The 17,541-nt window shown below is 44.6% G+C and carries 16 protein-coding genes; 5 read left to right on the top strand and 11 right to left on the bottom strand.

What is annotated here, in order from left to right:
• Positions 1-35: 35 nt before the first annotated feature.
• Genes LPB140_RS03710 through LPB140_RS03690 form a run of 5 tightly spaced genes read right to left on the bottom strand, consistent with a single transcriptional unit; the run spans position 36 to position 4,962 of the window.
• Positions 36-1,253, bottom strand: coding sequence for a TrbL/VirB6 family protein (locus LPB140_RS03710; RefSeq protein WP_072558713.1), 1,218 nt, complete (start codon positions 1,251-1,253; stop codon positions 36-38).
• The gene (locus LPB140_RS03705) at positions 1,250-3,712 is read right to left on the bottom strand and encodes a VirB4 family type IV secretion/conjugal transfer ATPase (protein WP_072558712.1); all 2,463 of its coding nucleotides are present in this window, start codon (positions 3,710-3,712) and stop codon (positions 1,250-1,252) included. The genes LPB140_RS03710 and LPB140_RS03705 overlap by 4 nt, the downstream gene beginning before the upstream one ends.
• 48 nt (positions 3,713-3,760) lie before the next feature.
• The gene (locus LPB140_RS03700; RefSeq protein WP_072558711.1) at positions 3,761-4,042 is read right to left on the bottom strand and encodes a VirB3 family type IV secretion system protein; all 282 of its coding nucleotides are present in this window, start codon (positions 4,040-4,042) and stop codon (positions 3,761-3,763) included.
• A 6-nt stretch (positions 4,043-4,048) separates the two neighbouring features.
• The gene (locus tag LPB140_RS03695) at positions 4,049-4,363 is read right to left on the bottom strand and encodes a TrbC/VirB2 family type IV secretion system protein (RefSeq protein ID WP_072558710.1); all 315 of its coding nucleotides are present in this window, start codon (positions 4,361-4,363) and stop codon (positions 4,049-4,051) included.
• Positions 4,360-4,962, bottom strand: a complete 603-nt coding sequence (locus LPB140_RS03690) for a lytic transglycosylase domain-containing protein (RefSeq protein WP_232223444.1) — start codon at positions 4,960-4,962, stop codon at positions 4,360-4,362. The genes LPB140_RS03695 and LPB140_RS03690 overlap by 4 nt, the downstream gene beginning before the upstream one ends.
• Before the next feature lie 314 nt (positions 4,963-5,276).
• Between LPB140_RS03690 and LPB140_RS03685 the strand changes: the two genes are divergently transcribed.
• Complete coding sequence (locus LPB140_RS03685) at positions 5,277-6,011, top strand: SCO family protein (RefSeq protein ID WP_072558709.1); 735 nt, start codon at positions 5,277-5,279, stop codon at positions 6,009-6,011.
• A 38-nt stretch (positions 6,012-6,049) separates the two neighbouring features.
• On the opposite strand, the gene LPB140_RS03680 is transcribed toward LPB140_RS03685, so the two are convergent.
• Together LPB140_RS03680 and LPB140_RS03675 are read right to left on the bottom strand one after the other, a co-directional pair.
• A complete protein-coding gene (locus LPB140_RS03680; protein ID WP_083549943.1) occupies positions 6,050-6,652 on the bottom strand; it encodes a toxin-antitoxin system YwqK family antitoxin in 603 nt (200 codons plus the stop codon).
• A gap of 10 nt (positions 6,653-6,662) precedes the next feature.
• The gene (locus tag LPB140_RS03675; RefSeq protein WP_156874121.1) at positions 6,663-7,757 is read right to left on the bottom strand and encodes a fibronectin type III domain-containing protein; all 1,095 of its coding nucleotides are present in this window, start codon (positions 7,755-7,757) and stop codon (positions 6,663-6,665) included.
• Positions 7,758-7,982: 225 nt separating this feature from the next.
• On the opposite strand from LPB140_RS03675, the gene LPB140_RS03670 reads away from it, so the two are divergent.
• Positions 7,983-9,371 carry a YHYH protein gene (locus LPB140_RS03670; protein ID WP_072558708.1) on the top strand — a complete coding sequence of 463 codons (1,389 nt, stop codon included), beginning with the start codon at positions 7,983-7,985 and terminating at the stop codon, positions 9,369-9,371.
• Positions 9,368-9,889: a hypothetical protein gene (locus tag LPB140_RS03665; protein ID WP_072558707.1), complete on the top strand. Its 522-nt coding sequence runs from the start codon at positions 9,368-9,370 to the stop codon at positions 9,887-9,889. Before LPB140_RS03670 ends, LPB140_RS03665 begins: the two co-directional genes overlap by 4 nt.
• A gap of 58 nt (positions 9,890-9,947) precedes the next feature.
• Here LPB140_RS03665 and LPB140_RS03660 read toward each other — a convergent pair whose 3' ends face one another.
• The 4 genes from LPB140_RS03660 to LPB140_RS03645 all read right to left on the bottom strand — a co-directional run bounded on the left by LPB140_RS03660 (position 9,948) and on the right by LPB140_RS03645 (position 14,811).
• On the bottom strand, positions 9,948-10,628 hold the full coding sequence (locus tag LPB140_RS03660; RefSeq protein WP_072558706.1) for a response regulator: 681 nt from the start codon (positions 10,626-10,628) through the stop codon (positions 9,948-9,950).
• Positions 10,628-12,214, bottom strand: coding sequence for an ATP-binding protein (locus tag LPB140_RS03655; RefSeq protein ID WP_072558705.1), 1,587 nt, complete (start codon positions 12,212-12,214; stop codon positions 10,628-10,630). The genes LPB140_RS03660 and LPB140_RS03655 overlap by 1 nt, the downstream gene beginning before the upstream one ends.
• A gap of 154 nt (positions 12,215-12,368) precedes the next feature.
• Positions 12,369-13,145 (bottom strand): hypothetical protein, encoded by a 777-nt coding sequence (locus LPB140_RS03650; protein ID WP_156874120.1) that lies wholly within the window; start codon positions 13,143-13,145, stop codon positions 12,369-12,371.
• Positions 13,146-13,149: 4 nt separating this feature from the next.
• Positions 13,150-14,811 (bottom strand): putative bifunctional diguanylate cyclase/phosphodiesterase, encoded by a 1,662-nt coding sequence (locus LPB140_RS03645; protein ID WP_072558703.1) that lies wholly within the window; start codon positions 14,809-14,811, stop codon positions 13,150-13,152.
• Between the two features lie 438 nt (positions 14,812-15,249).
• On the opposite strand from LPB140_RS03645, the gene LPB140_RS03640 reads away from it, so the two are divergent.
• Complete coding sequence (locus tag LPB140_RS03640; protein WP_072558702.1) at positions 15,250-16,593, top strand: glycoside hydrolase 5 family protein; 1,344 nt, start codon at positions 15,250-15,252, stop codon at positions 16,591-16,593.
• Positions 16,594-16,602: 9 nt separating this feature from the next.
• Complete coding sequence (locus LPB140_RS03635) at positions 16,603-17,538, top strand: ROK family protein (RefSeq protein WP_072560264.1); 936 nt, start codon at positions 16,603-16,605, stop codon at positions 17,536-17,538.
• Positions 17,539-17,541 lie beyond the last annotated feature (3 nt).

Below are 17,541 nucleotides of genomic sequence, written 5' to 3'. Positions count from 1 at the left end.
CCTATTCATATTGCAAATGGCCAATGGCGAAACGGTCAAGGCTGCTTCTCCTTCGATAATATAGAGCCAGATTTATCATTTATTTTTTTGCGAGCTGATTTAAATTTATTACCTATCCCGCTTGTGCGCGATTTATTTGCGGACACCAAATCTGCCCTTTCCTGATGGCCGATAATGCGCACAATTTGTGCTTGCCCATTTAAGGTGGCGGGCGGACCATTTCCTTGGTCATTGGCGGCGATAACCGGCGTAATGGCGGATAAGGGAATATGCCTTGATGGCGACATAATCGGGTTATTAAATCCCCCATTTGTAAATACGGCCACGGGATATGCGGGTGCGTGAGGAACAGGTGCTTGCGCCGATATATTTGCCGAAATTATTTTCGCCGACCCAAAAATCTGCCAGCCCGACACCATATTGGCAGAAACTTTTAATATCATTATCATCAAGGCGACATGAACCGCGCCAATCATGAAAAACGCCATTGCCGGCCGCAATTCAATAACCGATGGCGTCAAATTTATGATATTTAATATTGGCGCGGCCATTTCTAACATCAAACTACCGCCAAGAACGGCAAGCATAGATGTTAACCCCAACATGACAACGCCCTTTACCCAACCGGCGAATAAACCGCGCGTGCCATTAAACAAAGCCATCACCACAAATATTGGACCAAAAGCGACAAGCAAACCCAAGCCGATACGGGCTGTCACCAATATTCCCACCGTGCCTAATAATAATAACATCGCGCCCATCCACATTAAACCTTCTGGCGAGAATGCGGATATGTTGGGCTTTTGTCCGTTCGGGCCAATTTGGCCCTGGCTTATTTGTTCAATTGCGCCAAATATAATGTCAATTTTTTGGGCAAAGTTAATGGTCGCCGATCCCTTATCCCCCGATAGGGTGGTGGCAAGATAATCTGGTGTTGAAACCGCCAAATTCCAAATCACCGTCTGATATGCAATAAAGCTTGTGGCAAATGTTAAAACCAGCCCGAATATAATCATATTGGGAATTAACGAACGGATATTTAAATTTGTCCTGCCTAAAATTAAACCATAAGCGAATATTGCAATAAATAATGCCAATAGGATTGATAAAGCAGGGCCAAGCATCCCCCCTGGCGCAAATAAACGCGCAAAACTATCACCCGCCATTTGTTCAGCGACACAGTCCACATGTTGCAACGCCGCTGCAACACCATTGCCCAAATTATTGACGGCATTTTGACAGTTAATATTCATTTTATTGCTCGCTGAAGCGGCAATTCATCAAGATTGCATCCTATATTTTGGCTTTCAATCGATTCAATTTCATCGGTTGGCAATGGACCGGGCCAGATATGGCCAGTTAAATCAAAAAACCATTTTGCAGGATTATCGCCCTTTGCGGCGCGAAGATGATCTAGCCGGCGAACAGAATTTTCACGGCCAGATAATATGGTTAGAATTTCAGGCGCATGGCCAAGATCAAGCCTGACCACCACCGAAGCATCGGGCTGGCGAACAAGGAAGCAGCGGCTATTATTTGGCAAGGTTCTTATTAAGGCTAATTCATGTTCAGTAAGCCCAAATCCATCACAATAATCCTCCGCCCTCGCACGGGAATTTGGCATGAATATCATGGTTGCGGTCTGCTCAACTAATGCTGTTGAGATACGGCTGTCCAATGCATCGCGCGCGCTTTGCGTTGCAAATCCGACCAGCGCATTTCGTTTGCGCAACGTCTTTAACCAGTCTCTAATTCTTGCGGCAAAAACCTCATCATCCAATGCCTTCCAACCCTCATCAATCAATATCATGGTTGGATTACCGTCCAAACGTTCCTCAATCCGATGGAATAAATACATCATGGTTGGTGTACGCAATTTTGGATTTTCTAATAAAGCGGTCATGTCAAAACCAAGGATATTATGGGCCATATCAAGCTGATCATCGACATTATCGAATAACCAATGATGCTCCCCCTCCATAATCCAAGCTGAAAGCCGATCAGGTAAATCGCCCGATTTTGGTCGGCGGACACCGCTCAGCAATTCTTTAAAATATCGCAATTGGCGCAAGGCGGGATCATTGGCATAGCTGGCATCCACCGCCTCTGCTATCATGGCTAGTTCTTCTGGACCATTTGCATTTAATAAAATTGCAAACCAATCGCGCAAAAATGCCCGGTTTCGGGCTGTATCGACCAATGAAAGTGGGTTAAAACCCGTGGGTTCGCCGGGGCAAATGCGATCATAACGCCCGCCAATAGCGCGCACAAATAATTCGGCGCCTCTATCCTTGTCGAACAATATAGTGCGGGGTTTAAATTTTTGTGCCTGCGCTGCCAAAAAATTCATCACAACAGTTTTTCCCGAACCCGATGGCCCAATGACGGAAAAATTACCCAAATCACCATGGTGGAAATTAAAAAAGAATGGGGTCGCGCTGGTCGTTTCTAATAATGTAACCGCATCCCCCCAATGATTGCCCACAGATTGCCCCTGCGCAAAACCATGAAGTGAGCCAAAGCTGGCCATATTCGCGGTGGAGATTAAGGCGCGGCGGACAATATATTGTTCATTACCTGGAAATTGGGCCCAAAAAGCTGGCTCTAAATTAATATCCTCGCGTACTGCAATCGCTCCAATATCGGCAAGCGCAGCAGCACAGGCGGCGCTTGCATCATCAAGTTGACGTAAATCTGCGCAGCGGACCTGCACCGTCAAATGATGATCACCAAAACCAACATGACCATTGGCCAATGCGTCGCGCGCGGCCATGATATCTCCGCGTTCCGCCGCCGCATCTTCATCAACCGAACGCAGCCGTCTGATGGCCAAATCCATCCGTTCGCGTGCTGTCTGTCGTTCGGATGGGGCATAGCTTTCGGTTATCACCAATTCATATGGCAGGCGCAATAACCCGTCCATTAAACCGGGCGATGTGGCATCGGGATAATCTTTTATACTTATTATCGATGAAAAATCGGGTAGGCCGCTCCCACGAAGCTCCATTGCGTCCAATCCAAAACTGGCACGGCGATAAGGCAGCATATGCCCAATATCTACATCTGGTGATGGACGGCGCACGGGCCGCATTTCGCCATTATATATCGCGCTTAATAATTCAAGGATTTCATTATTTAGCTTACCCGTTAATCCAGTATAATTTCCTAATAATTGCGCATCATATGCACTTAAAGAGGCAATCATGCCGCTGGCTGTTGCTTTTAAACTACGAATATCTTTTGGATCTGCCTCTATTTGCGCCTTGCCCTTATTACTCCACATTTTGGCAATTCGTTCACCAATCCCTGTTTTACCTCTGGCGGGGCGCCGAACCAAAGTAATGAATTGATCATTGACGAACAACGAACCGCTGCTCAATTTTTCTTTCCAACGTGTATCAATATGCGCCGATAATGGATCGTCAAATTCCGCCATTAAATCAATTTCGACGCGGCGGCGGATGACATGATGATATAATATAAAACGCGCATCCAAGGTGGAACGCAACATCACTTCCCTTGTCGCTGCATGGGCGTTTAACGCCGCGCTATCTTCGGTTTCGAATAATAATCCAGGCACCTGAATGACGGTCATCACCGAACCATCGCGCAATAACATAATATGCTCATCAATTAAACGGGCATAGGGTAATCTATCTCCCGCACGGGCCTCTTTTTTATTCCAGGCAGCAGCACCAATCCATTTGCCCATCGCTATATGCCCACCCTTTTTTCAATATGAGTAATATGATGATATTGGTTAAGCAGCATAGCTGTTGCATCCCCAATATTTCCAATTGCGCACGCGCGGACAGCGGCTTACCTTGGTAAGCCAAAGATCAAAAATTCTAGGTTCATATAAACAAGCAAAATAACCAATAACATGCACGATTATGGGGATAGGTAATATCCAGAAACTGCGTAAAATCAAAAATGCCTCACCAGTGACCAGCATATTGATAATGAAAAAATTAAGCGTAACCCCCGCAAACATTTGCGGCCTCGTCAATGCGCGGTGAACGGGAAATCGAACAAGCTCCATCTTATATCACCCTATTGCCGCGCTTTGTATTCCTGCAACAATTGTGCCCGCGCCGAATAGGATGAAAATGCCGATGACAACCGTGCCGCCAAACCGCCAATTCATGCGACCAGTTAACATCATAAAACCAACGGCCGCAACCGCCATCACCGCGACAGCCGTCGCCACATTGCCCATTAATGTCCCTTGTAACCAACTAAGCGCGGCGACAATGGGACCAGAACCCTGCGGATCAGATGCCTGCGCCATGGCGGCATTTGGGCTTAACCCGAAAATAAAAACCAATATGGTTGCGATGATATAAGAAGAGAATTTATTCATTGATGGTTGCTCCGCATATGATCAGATAATCTATTGATAATGGACCCGACATAATTTTGGGTCTCCTTAATTTGGGGGATTCCATTTGCTTGAATGACGCGCTTTGGCCCTGCATTATAGGCAGCAAGCGCCTTTTCTATATTACCGTCAAACCGGTCTAACTGTTGGCGTAAATATCGCGCCCCGCCTTCCAAATTGGCAAATGGATCATCTGGGTTAACCCCCATTTCGCGGGCAGTGCCGGGCATTAATTGCGCCAATCCACGCGCACCTGCGGGTGATAATGCATTGTGTTTCCAGCGGCTTTCCTGCCAAATAAGTGCCTCTATCAATGTCGGGCTAAGGTCAAATCGAGCCGCCAATTCATGAACCTTTGCCGCATATTGTGGAGGAATTTTATCGCGTAACATTGCAGGATAAACATAGGCATTATTGGGCAGGACATAATCTTCCCCAAGCTCAAACGCCTGCCCCTCGCCCGAAAATTCATTGACAATGTGCACCGCCACATATGGCCCTGCTATCCAACGCGGGCCATCTTCGCCAATTTCCATAATATCGGCATGTGCTTTTGGAATAACAGCAATGATCAAAAACAAAATGACGCCAATAATATTGAACTGCCATAATATTTTCAACTTTGGCAAATTAGGCAAAGCTATAAAAGCAGTCTTTAAAACCAATATCTTCATTTGCACAATCTTTCATCGCAAAGGCAATTTGCACTCATGCTATTGCACAATGTGCATTAAGAATGTGGATGAAATGTGGATGGTAAAATTGCGGGAATTATTGGCACTTTCCTTATAAATATATATAAAATGTAGCGGCTTAATCTGGTCTATTTATAATGCACATATTCTCTCCACAATTATCGTCAAAATAAATATTATCTTTATTATGGGAGGGAAATATGTCTGTGCGCTCATTTACAAATCGCTATGTGATTAGCGCGTCTTTTACCCTGTCCATCATCCTTGCGGCATGCACAAATACAAATCAGCCAGCTTCTAAATCCCGTTTTGAAAATGCAGCGCAAAAAGCTGTTAACGGACAAAAGGATAATAATAGCCTGCCCTATTATAATAGCGCGGAATTAACCCCCATTTGGTATGATCCTGCGTCAAAGGAAATTGATAATATCCATAAAATTCCATCATTTAAATTTACTAATCAAGATGGGAAATCGGTAAGCAATGAAAGTATGAAGGGGAAAATTTATGTTGTTTCCTTTTTCTTTGCGACCTGTCCGGCCATATGCACAACCGTGAATCTTAGGCTGCGGCAAATACAGCAGGAATTTTTAAATGATGACAAAGTCCAATTAATATCACATTCCATCACACCCGAAATTGATACTGTTGAGGCTTTGCATGAATATGCAAAAAAACATTCAATAGAAAGCGGCAAATGGAATTTAGTAACTGGTAAGAAAAGCGAAATTTACCAAATTGCAAGGCAAGGCTATTTTGCAGATGAGGATTTGGGAAAGCCAAATAATAAGGGCAATTTCCTGCACACAGATAATATATTGTTAATCGATCATAATGGCAGAATTCGCGGTGTTTACAGCGGCATGTCATCCTATGCCATGTTCAATTTGACCGATGATATTAAATTATTGAAAAAAGAATTAAACACCATTTAATATATGGATATTTTTTAATTTTTTTGATTTATTGATTGTTAAGATTTAATCGTAAAACATGCCATTGCATTGTTAAGGCCATATGTGCGGCCGCCTTTTATTTCAAAATTGCTAAATAATTTTCCATTGGGCCGCCACCCTTTTTGCAGCCCCACAGGTTGGCCATTTTTAAAATTATATCTTTTAAATTTTTCGCCGCCGGCATACCATTGCCACGCCACGCCCTGTTCCAAATCATCGGCGAACATTGTTAATGAACGTCGGCTTCCATTATCCCACCATGTTTTGGTCCATCCCTCGCGAATGCCATTTTTAAATGTTGCTTCATATCCCAAAACACCATTTGGGAAATATAGCCGCAATTTGCCATCACGGCGTCCCGCCTTAAATGGATCAGCCGATGCCAGTTGACCATTTGGGTGGCGGGATTGAATTTCACCAGTAAAGGGCACACCCTGATAGATGCGAAGCCCGTGGCTGGTGTCGATGACAATCTGTGCATCCTGGACAATCTGTGCATGCTCGGCAATTTGAACAGGCGCCAAATGCCTAAAGTTCAATATATCATAGGCAATGGCCGCGCCAAACCCTGCGACCATGCATGTCGCCGCCATGTTTTTCACCCAAATATTGCGGCTCATCCTATCTTCCTTAATTGGTAACGCTATTTGGAGTTCCTTGATATGCACCATCAAATAACAAATAAGCATTTTTGTTATTAACCGTCAGATATATCTGATTTTTAATATGATAATGATAAACAGCTGTGGTTGAATATTGCGTGATGCTTGTATGACCGCCAGATGCGTCCAAATCGGTCGGATGCGTTCCTGTAGAGGCACATTTACGGCCATATAAAAAGAAACCGTCACGCAATATCGCAAATAATTTTATATCGTCATTTGAAATGGGTGTTGGTTCTAAATGATAATGATAAACCTGCGGCCCGGTATGTGCGCCATAATTGTCAAAACCAGAAATAACCCCTGAATCAAGATTTACATTCGGTCCTTCTTGGCCATTAAATATTGGCGATCCGGTAATGGCTATCCCAATTGCCCCCAAGCTAGTTGCCGTGGTGGTGGATGCTTTTTGCGGATTAACAGGAACTGTTAAAAAATATTTATTGGTGTAATTGTCAATATATCCCGGTGACATGGACGCCACCGTCGTTTCTAAACCAGGGGCCACATATAAACCACTTGTTCCATTGGGGTTCCAATATGGCGATTGATGATCGGGGCGACCTGCTGCCTCCAATGTCACTGTTCCGGCGGATTCATTATACACAACCTTCACATTGGCGCCAAATTGGTTAAAGGCCGAAGGCAGGCTGGATGTCGCACTTGCAGAGGGTGTAACCGATACTGCGGCAGAGGCCGCGCTTGTTCCGACCGAGTTTGTCGCGGTAACAGTGCAGCTATAGGTCGTGCCATTGCTAAGCCCTGTGACGCTAATTGGTGAACCGCTATTTGTTGCAGTGACGGACGCGCCATTTGCAGTACAAGTGGCCGTATAGGATGTAATGGTCGCACCGCCATTTGATGATGGGGCGGTAAATGCGATACTCGCACTATTATTTCCTGGCGTCGCGATGCCAATTGTTGGCGCACCAGAAACGGTTAATGTAACAGAACCGCTTGAACTGGATGAGCCGCTATCGCCGCCACCACAAGCAACCAGTAAAAAAGACATGGTTGCCGCCGATAATATGCCGCGATGAAAATTATTATGTCGGTTGTTCATTTTCGCCTCCCAAAAAAATTATTCATGGTGAGATATGTTAAAATTGTGGAGGCAATGTGGATGATTATTTAAATGTAAAAAATTTTAGCCCATTTATTCAACGCTCATAATCTATCCACATTCATGTCTTAAAAATTATTTTAATGTCAAAATTATTGACTAACTTATATTATTTTTGAAAGTCAAACGTAGATGAAGTACGCCAAAGGCCCCAAAATAAGAGCAATGATATTTTGCACTGCCGCCACAATATCGGCATTAAGCGCCAGCCAAATTGGTGCCCAACAAGCGCCGTCACGCGGTGAAAGAGGCCCCCAGCGAGCAGGCGGCCAACCAAGCGATGCGATGTTACAAGCCTGCACCGCCAAAAAAGCCGAAGAAAGCTGCGTGGTGAATAATGCAGATGGCAGCAATCAAACCGGTTTTTGCCATGCCCCCGAAGGAAAGCCATTGGCATGTGTTCCTGCCCAAGGTGATAATCGTGGTGGCGGGCCAGAAGGTCAATCTATGGGCCAAGGTCAAGGCCGAGGTCCAGATCAAGGTCAAGGCCCAGGGGCTGGAGCAGGACCTCAGGGGCGTGGGCCTGGAGGTGGAGGTGGCGCAGGCGGTCCGCCAATGGGCGAAAATAATAGCGGGACGCCCATTCCATCGACCAAGGCATATACAATTGGCGTTTTGTGCAATTATGAAGTGAATAAGAAAAATGATCAAATTGGCCTGACCAGCATCGCAAAATGGAATTGTGATAGAGGCCAGCGCCTTTTAACAGCAAATGCCGTGCCGGATCATGAAATTGGTGCTTTCCCAAACCCCGCCAACCCAAATAAAATTTCCCAGCAAAATGTCCATTTTGTCGTGACAACCTCCCCTATAGCCTATTCGGGCCCTGGTGGACGGGTTAAAGAACCCGTTATGGGGTTAAATGGCGTGAAATTTGACCCTGGCACTGGCGGAAGCTGTAGCGATGATATTACCAATCCCGAACAATGCCCATTGGGGCCAGGCGGTGGCGGCCGATGGAATATTGAAGCATTGGGACAGGATATTTTTGATTTTGGCGAAGATATGAATAATGCCCATGTCCAACCCACGGGCGCTTATCATTATCATGGCGTGCCCAATGGCATGTTGTCACAAAAGGCAAAAGCAGGCGAGGAAATGGCCTTAATTGGATGGGCTGCGGATGGGTTTCCTGTATATGCCCGCTTTGGATATCCCGGTGCAAATATGATGCTTGGCACTCTTAAAATGATGCGGACAAGCTATCAATTAAAACAAAATCCCGACACCGGAAGACCATCGACAGCCATAATTCCAATGGGCGCATTCATGCAAGATTGGGAATATGTCGAGGGATTAGGCGATCTTGACCAATGCAATGGTCGTTTCGGCGTCACACCCGAATTTCCTCAAGGAATTTATCATTATTATGCCACCGACGCATATCCCTATATTCAACGATGCGTCAAAGGTTCAATTGATAGTCAACCCGAAGTTCGTAGACAAGGTGGCGGACAAGGTGAAGGCCAAGGTAAAGGCAAAAGAGGTGGTGAACGCGGCGGCCGTGGCGGCGGTGGTGGCGGTCGCGGTGGTGGCGGAGGGCCAGGACAATGAAGCTATTTCGCCCTGTTCTTTTACTATCAATGTTGATGGTGCCAATGTCGTTACAGGCGCATTTATTGCCCAAGCAAAATGTGACGATGAAAATATTGGATAACAGCGCCAATTTTGTGGTCTCCGTGCCGATATCCGCATTGCCCAATGTGGATGAGAATAAGGATGGCAAGGCTTCGCTGCGCGAAATTCGCAATCAAGAAAAATGGATTGAGCAGCAATTTAAATCTGGTTTCACTATCACCAATAATGGTAAAAAAGGCACGGATTTAATGGTCATGGCGATGCCGCCAGAAACAGATGGCGACCATCATCACCATAGTGACTATGTGGTTATTTTATACCGTGTGCAATTTGATGAAATCCCCAATAATCCTATTATCAGCACCAACCTTTTTGGGACACATAGTGATGAAGGCAAGATGGTTATTCGGGCAACAATGGGCGTGGAAAAGGAATTGGCGACATTGACCCCTGCATTAAATTGGCACGAATTTTTCAAAAAACCCAATATATAATTTCAAGATTAGATTTTGGCTTTTAATCAAAAAATGAAATGATGAACTGGAATTTTATTCAATCATTTCTGAATCGGTAACCTGCACCATATACTGATTCAATTGAATTATCTTTTGGGTCAATATTATGTAATTTACGGCGAATATTTTTTATATGGCTGTCAATCGCTCTATCGCCAGATTCCAGCGATTGATCGCTAATGGTATCAAGCAGTTGGTCGCGCGAATATATCCGACCAGGGCGGCGCATCATGGTCGATAAAATATTAAATTCCGATGTTGATAATTTCATCCAAATGCCGTTCCATGAAATGCGCTTGCCTTCATCATCAATCATATATTTACTGGAGCTTGGATCGCCGGTCACACGGCCTTCATATCTTCGGATTAAGGTATTTATGCGTGTGACAACCTCTCTGGCGCTAAATGGTTTTGTGACATAATCATCTGCGCCGTCATTTAATCCGGCAATTTTGTCAATTTCATCAGAACGTGCGGTTAACATTAAAATTGGGACTGCGCTAAATTTTCTTAACTCGCGGCAAATGGTCATGCCGTCTGATGCAGGCAGCATAAGGTCCAAAATAATGGCACTGGGCGGCGATGACCGGACCGACGACACGACCGAACGACCGTCTAAAAATATTTTTGTATCATGCCCTGCATTTTTTAGATAATCCGACAGCAATGCTGCAATTTTACGGTCATCCTCGACAATATATATGCTGCGATTTGTCATTATGGGCGTTTCGCCTCCATCGGCAATTTTACTTCTATTAACAGACCCCCTAAACTTGATTTACGGGCCTTTATCTTGCCGCCATGCACCTCCACAATGGCTTTACAAACGGCAAGCCCCAAACCACTACCGCCGGAAATACGGTCTCTTGCCTCCTCTAAACGGTATAATGGCTCAAATAAAAATGCTAATGCTTTTTTCGGAACAGAGGGGGGGCTATCCTCTATAATAAAATTTATCATATCATCCTCACGGCCAATGCTTGCCCGAACAACACCAGGCGCGTCGGTATAACGCTGCGCATTTGTCAATAAATTTCCCAATAATTGTTCAATCCGCTTCCCATCCCAAATAACCCGAAGCGCCTGTTCCTCTCCACTATTTATCTCAAATTCCAAACCATTTTTTTCAAAAACCGAGGCAAAACGATTGGTCACTATATTAAATAAATTTACTGCATCATATGACGAAAAACTGCTGGGTGCATTTGTCAGGTCAGAAACAGCCATGAAATGCAAATCTTCGATTAAATCACCCAAACGGTCCGTTTCTTCTTTCAACGAACTTATCGCTTGTTGATTTAATGGCCTAACACCGTCTTTCAACGCATCCAACTCCCCCGTCAAAACGGTCAGCGGTGTCCGTAATTCATGCCCAATTTCAGCCAACCAGCCGCGCCGTGCATGATCAGCTCTGGCAAGGCTTTCTGCCATTTGGTTGATATCATGCGCCATCATCGACACTTCGTCATGTCCATTGGTTTGCACGCGGGCATTAAAATTTCCTCCCGCAATTTCTCTGGTCACCAATTCCATATTTGCAAGCCGCCGCGCCCCCGCACGGGCAAAACACCATGCAGCAAAGGCGGCAAAAAACATTAACCCTATAACCAAAAACACCGCATATAAATATTGGTTTTTCAAAAACCTTGCCTCCACGGCAGATGGCGTAGGTCCAGATGGAATCATTTTGGCAATGGCAATATTCTTACCGCCCATTAAAATCGGCCTTTCCATCATTTTTGGACCATGACGCGCAGGCGGCGGCCCTGCGACTTGATTTCCTTTCATATCATATAGCAATAGCCGCGGGGCAAGGAAACCAGGGCCGCGAGCAGGCGAAGTAAGCGATTGCGGAGGGCGGCGCAGTTCATCACCCGCCCTTGGAAACGAACCTGGCGGGGGAATTTCACCCGGCATTGCGCGGTTGGGCGGCGGCGGCGGGAATTTGGCCTGCCCATTAATGATATTTGAATTTGCCTCTAAATCCTCCCTTGATTTGGGAGGCCTTTTGCCCGGTGGATTGGGCCTCAACCTGCCTGGTATCAAGGCATTCTCAACCAAAATATTATGCACATCTGCCAAAGAAACTGTGCCTTTTTCCAATGCCTGAACGCCGCCATTTTCATCAATTTGGCGCACGATTAAGTCGGTATAGGCATCTAATGCCTCTACATCTCTAGATTCCAAATAACCTGAAAATCCGCGATTAAGGTTCCACGCCATAATGGACGCCATAGCCAATGCCGCGACAAGCGCAGTCGCGGCAACCAATAAAAATAGTTTATGGAATAATTTCAACTTCATTTTATGCCCCGTCCATACACCATCTTTATACGCAAAATTGTGGATAAATTATGTTGTTATATAATATCTGGCCGGAGGCATAATTATTTAATGGCAAATGATAAGCATCGCTAATAAACGATACTATAATCTTTTTAAATCGGCGCTGAAAAAATTAAAATTCCCAATCAATTTCCAAACGAAATTGTACATCCGGACTATTTTGATTTAATCCGGTAAAGGCTGAGATTTCTAATTCAGGGCCTTTTTCTATGGGTTCAAATGAAATAACCGGGCCCATCCAATGCGCCTTTGGATCATCGACGGCAATATCTCCGCCAATTTCCATACCCAATTGCATATTTTTGCCAATTTCCTTGTCCGCCCGCGCGCTATAGCCAAGGTCAAATTTGCCCAGATTGCCAGCTTCGCTTGATGCAATGATATTTGCCGCTGCCGTCCATTCTTTGCCATCTATTGCCGCGATAAAAAATGTTTCTGTGCTCAATGCATCATCTTCAAAATTATAGATAATAGAAGATTGTATGCCTAGCCCGACTGCATTTTCCTGCGGGGATAATGCAATCCATTTTGCCTGTGCCGCAAATTCGCTTAATCCAAAATTTTCGCCGTCTTCACGTTCAAACTCTGCCTCTGTTCCAATGATAAAATTATCCAAAAGCCCATATTCAAATGTTAAACCCATTGCCAATTGGGACGCCTCACCATCATATTTTGGCACCCAGATATTTTGCGATTCAAGTTCAAACTCACCTGCCTCACCATCTAATTGTTCCACCTGATCAACCCGCCCTGTTTCCGCCTGTGCATTATTTACAAATCCAATGGCGGCAAAAGTTATAAATAGCGCAGTTGAAGCCGATATGAAGCGAGTGCGGGCAAAGCTGCGCCCTAAGCCATGATAGGCTTTGACATGATACTGCATTTTCATAATTTTACCCGCCATTCACTTTTTTTGCAGTGTGATGTGAATGGACATTATGTTCCTGTGCTACAATTTCTTGATTTGATATTTTTGATAAATTGTCGCTGATTTTAATCCATGATTCCTGATTAAAAAACGGCATTAAAAACTGCGCCGCTGCTGGTCTTCCAAAATAATATCCCTGCCCAAAATCACATCCAAATTGCGATAAATGAGATGCATTTTCTTGTGTCTCTATGCCCTCTGCTACCACGGTCAGGCCAAGATTATGCGCAAGCCCAGTGACGGCACGAACAATAGTCCTTGATGCTTCATCATTATCAAGATTTTCGACAAAGCTGCGATCAATTTTTAATTTATCAATTGGCAAGTCGCTTAAATGACGCAAGCTGGAATAGCCCGTTCCAAAATCATCAAGCGAAATACGCACGCCTTGATTTTTAAGAGATATGATGGTGGCAATGGCATTATCCAAATCGCTTACCAATGCGCTTTCTGTAATTTCAATTTCTATCCGCCCCGGTGCAACGCCAGTTTCAATTAACACGCCCAATATTCGCTGCGCCAATTCAGGATCGGAAAATTGCACAGGCGACAGATTTATCGCGACATGACAATGTGCCGGCCAATTACGAACATCAACACAGGCAGCACGCAATATGGTAAAAAATAAATCAGATATTAACCCGCATTGTTCCGCAATGGAAATAAAATCAATTGGCAGACGCACCAAGCCGCCTGGCGTTTTCCAACGTGCCAATGCCTCAAAGCCAACAGTATCACCGGTTTCTAAATCAATTAACGGCTGATAATGTGGGTAAATTTCACCACTGGTAAGCGCATTGCGCAATTCCAATTCTATTGTAGAACGGCGTAATGCTGCCTGTTCCATGCCAGGTTCAAAATAGGCAATGCCATTGCTGCCGATTTCCTTGGCGCGGTACATCGCCATATCTGCCTGAACCATAAATTCATCAATATCGATTTTATGATTATCAGTATGGGCAACACCGAAACTGGCCCCCACAGAAAAATTATGCGGCCCAATATCGAACGAAGTATCAAAAGTGGATGATATTGTTTCAATAAGCTGGATGATGTCATCGCTATCGGCACGGCCATTTAAAATTAACAGAAATTCATCGCCGCCAAGCCGGGCCGCAATTTCACCTTCGCGTAAATTGGAACGCAATTTTTGCCCCGCCATTAACAATATTTGATCACCAATATTATGCCCATAAACATCATTTATCGATTTAAATCGGTTTAAATCAACCGCAACAATGGTAACAGGATCACGATAAGCATATTCCAAAGCATGATTAAGTTTATCCATTGCCATGCGGCGATTTGGCAATCCGGTTAAGGCGTCATGTAAAGCCATTTCTTTGGCATTTTCTTCCGCTTCTACACGCTCGGACAATAACCGCATTGCTTCGGCCACTCGCCGATATGAAAAGACACAAAGGGCAATTGGAAGCAGCAAGGCAGCGGTTAGAAATTCGTCAATTTCCCAACTCTCATGCGTTTGGGAGAATTCTACTATTCTTTCAAATGCCTCAATTGATATTGAAAAAATAATAATAATCGCCGTTAATCCAAAAATGATTAAGGCATCACGTATCGCTTTACTCTCTTGCGTCCAAAATAATCTGCGCTGTGACTTATGCATGGTCCCTGCCTGTGGTTAAAATTTCAACATTGAAGCTCTTGCTTTATGACCGCCATATTTGTTGATAAATTTACCAAGGCATCATTTGGCTTTTGCGGTTTTAATTTATTGCAAAATAGGTAAATATTTTATTGACGTTGTCATTTTATCTATAATTATCAGTTATTTTATCATTATTCATTTGCCGCTTTTATTTGCCCAACTGTTCAAATCATATTTCATATAAATTAGATATTTCAATGATTTATATGAAATTCTCTCTTGTAAAAAATCTTGCAGCCGCTTTTACGATCCTTATCATCTTAAATTTTAAATAATTGGCAGCGTTGTCAATTTTATATATAGCGTTAGCAGGAAACATAGGTCCATTACGAATCATGGCAGGGAGAGAGCAGCCATTTTTCAAACCAATATGGATATGATAAGGGGGAGAGAGAAATGCCAAATTTATCACGCCGTAAAATATTATTAAGCGCGATTAGTATTGGCGCAGTTGCGACTGCAACATCCATATTGGGCGCATGCAAGAAAATTGCAAAAACCAATCCTGCAGCCTTTGTTAAGCGCGACGGGCTGCGTTTTACTATAAATGATAAGCCATATCGCTTTGTCGGCGCAAATTTATGGTATGGGGCCTATCTTGGCGCGGATGCGGCATATGGCGACCGTGCGCGTTTGGGCAGAGAATTGGACCGAATGAAGGCAATTGGCATTACAAATTTACGCGTCATGGCTTCGGCAGAGGAAGGACCGTTAAAAGCAGGGATAAAGCCGGGCTTTCGGACCAAGGATGGATGGAATGAAACGCTGTTCGATGGTTTGGATTATTTAATGGTTGAAATCGCAAAGCGCGATATGAAGGCCGTGCTTTGCCTGACCAATTTTTGGGAATGGTCGGGCGGTGTCATGACATATTTATATTATCAAACCGGTAAATTCACCGACATGAATGATCCAGAGCATCCATGGCCCGCATTCCCTGATCATGCCAGTGATTTTTACAAAAATGAAGCGGCGGTCGGTATGTATCATGACCATGTGCGCCGCACAGTTGGCCGGAAAAATAAAATAACTGGGGTGGATTATCGCGATGATCCGGCGATTATGGCATGGCAATTATGCAATGAGCCAAGGCCCGGCAACAGCCAACCAGTCATGGATAAAATATTGCCCGATTATTATGCATGGATAAATAGCACCGCCAAAATCATCCGCGAAATTGACGGCAATCATCTTGTCTCATTGGGCCAAGAAGGCACAAAGGCAAGCAATGGCAGCGAGCAAATATTTATCGAAGCACATCAGCAAATTGATTATCTTACCGCGCATATATGGCCATTAAATTGGAGTTGGGTTGACGGTAAAAACCTTGGCGGAACATGGGATGATGGCGCGGCAAAGGTGAATGATTATATCAACACCCATGTCCGTCTGGCCAACCAAATTGGCAAAGCTTTGGTGTTTGAGGAATTTGGATTCCCCCGCGATGGGGAGCTTTATGATCCGGAAATCCCCGCAACATTTAAGGAACGTTTCTATAAAATGATTTATGCCGCTGTTGAACAAAGCATGGCCAATAATGGTCCGGTTGTCGGCAGTAATTTTTGGGCATGGAATGGAGAGGCCCGCACCCCACATGCCGACCATCGTTTCAAACCGGGCGACACGCAATATATGGGCGACCCACCCCATGAACCACAAGGCTGGTATGGCGTGTTTGACAGCGACGCCTCCATGCACAAAATCATTATGCAACATGCCAAAAATATTTCGGCCTCATAAATGGCAGTTATGGACAATAAAAATGGCACGCCGATAATCTTTGGCGGGATAGAGGCCGGTGGCACCAAATTTATATGCGCCGTGGGATATGAACAAACTATATTGGAACAGGTTCAAATTCCCACTGCCCACCCTGCCGATACATTACGGGCGGTCGCGCAATTTTTTATTGAGGCGCAACAACGCTGCGGCAAATTGTCGGCAATTGGCCTTGGTGCATTTGGGCCAGTGCAAATAGATAAAAACAGCGCAAATTATGGGCGCATATTGGACACACCAAAACCCGATTGGGGCGGGTGCGATATATATGGCATTTTAACCGAAAAATTATTGCTGCCAATATTTGTGGAAACAGATGTGAATTGCGCCCTATTGGCAGAGGCGGAATATGGCGCGGGAATAGGCCATCATCATATCATCTACCTTACCATTGGGACAGGAATTGGCGGCGGGTTACTACGTCATGGTCAATTGCAAAATGGAATATTACATCCCGAAATGGGGCATATGTTCCTGCCCAAATCTGTAATAGAAATGGACGATTTTACCGGTACATGCCCCTATCATGGGGCGCAATGTGCCGAAGGATTGGCCGCCGGCCCTGCCCTTGCCACGCGATATTTGGGGGATGTGAAATCATGCCCTCCAGATGATATAATATGGCAAATAGAGGCCGATTATATTGCCGCCCTATGTCTGAATTTAATGATGACCTGCATGCCCGATAAAATAATATTGGGCGGCGGGGTGATGGATAATCAGCATCTATTTCCCATGATACGCACAGCATTATGGCATAAAATTTCAGGCTATTTAGATAATATTTTAACCCGCGAAAAATTGGATGATTATATTGTTCCTGTTCGATTAAGCGGCGACGCAGGCTGCATTGGCGCAATGCACATTGCCCAATTAAACCTATTTAAGCAAAGGCAAAAAAACTAAATA

Origin of the sequence: Sphingorhabdus lutea (genome assembly GCF_001889025.1) — a bacterium.
In the GTDB taxonomy this organism is placed as follows: Bacteria; Pseudomonadota; Alphaproteobacteria; order Sphingomonadales; family Sphingomonadaceae; genus Sphingorhabdus_B; species Sphingorhabdus_B lutea.
Note: the sequence above shows the minus strand (reverse complement) of the source record. Positions and strands in the feature narration are given on the sequence as shown.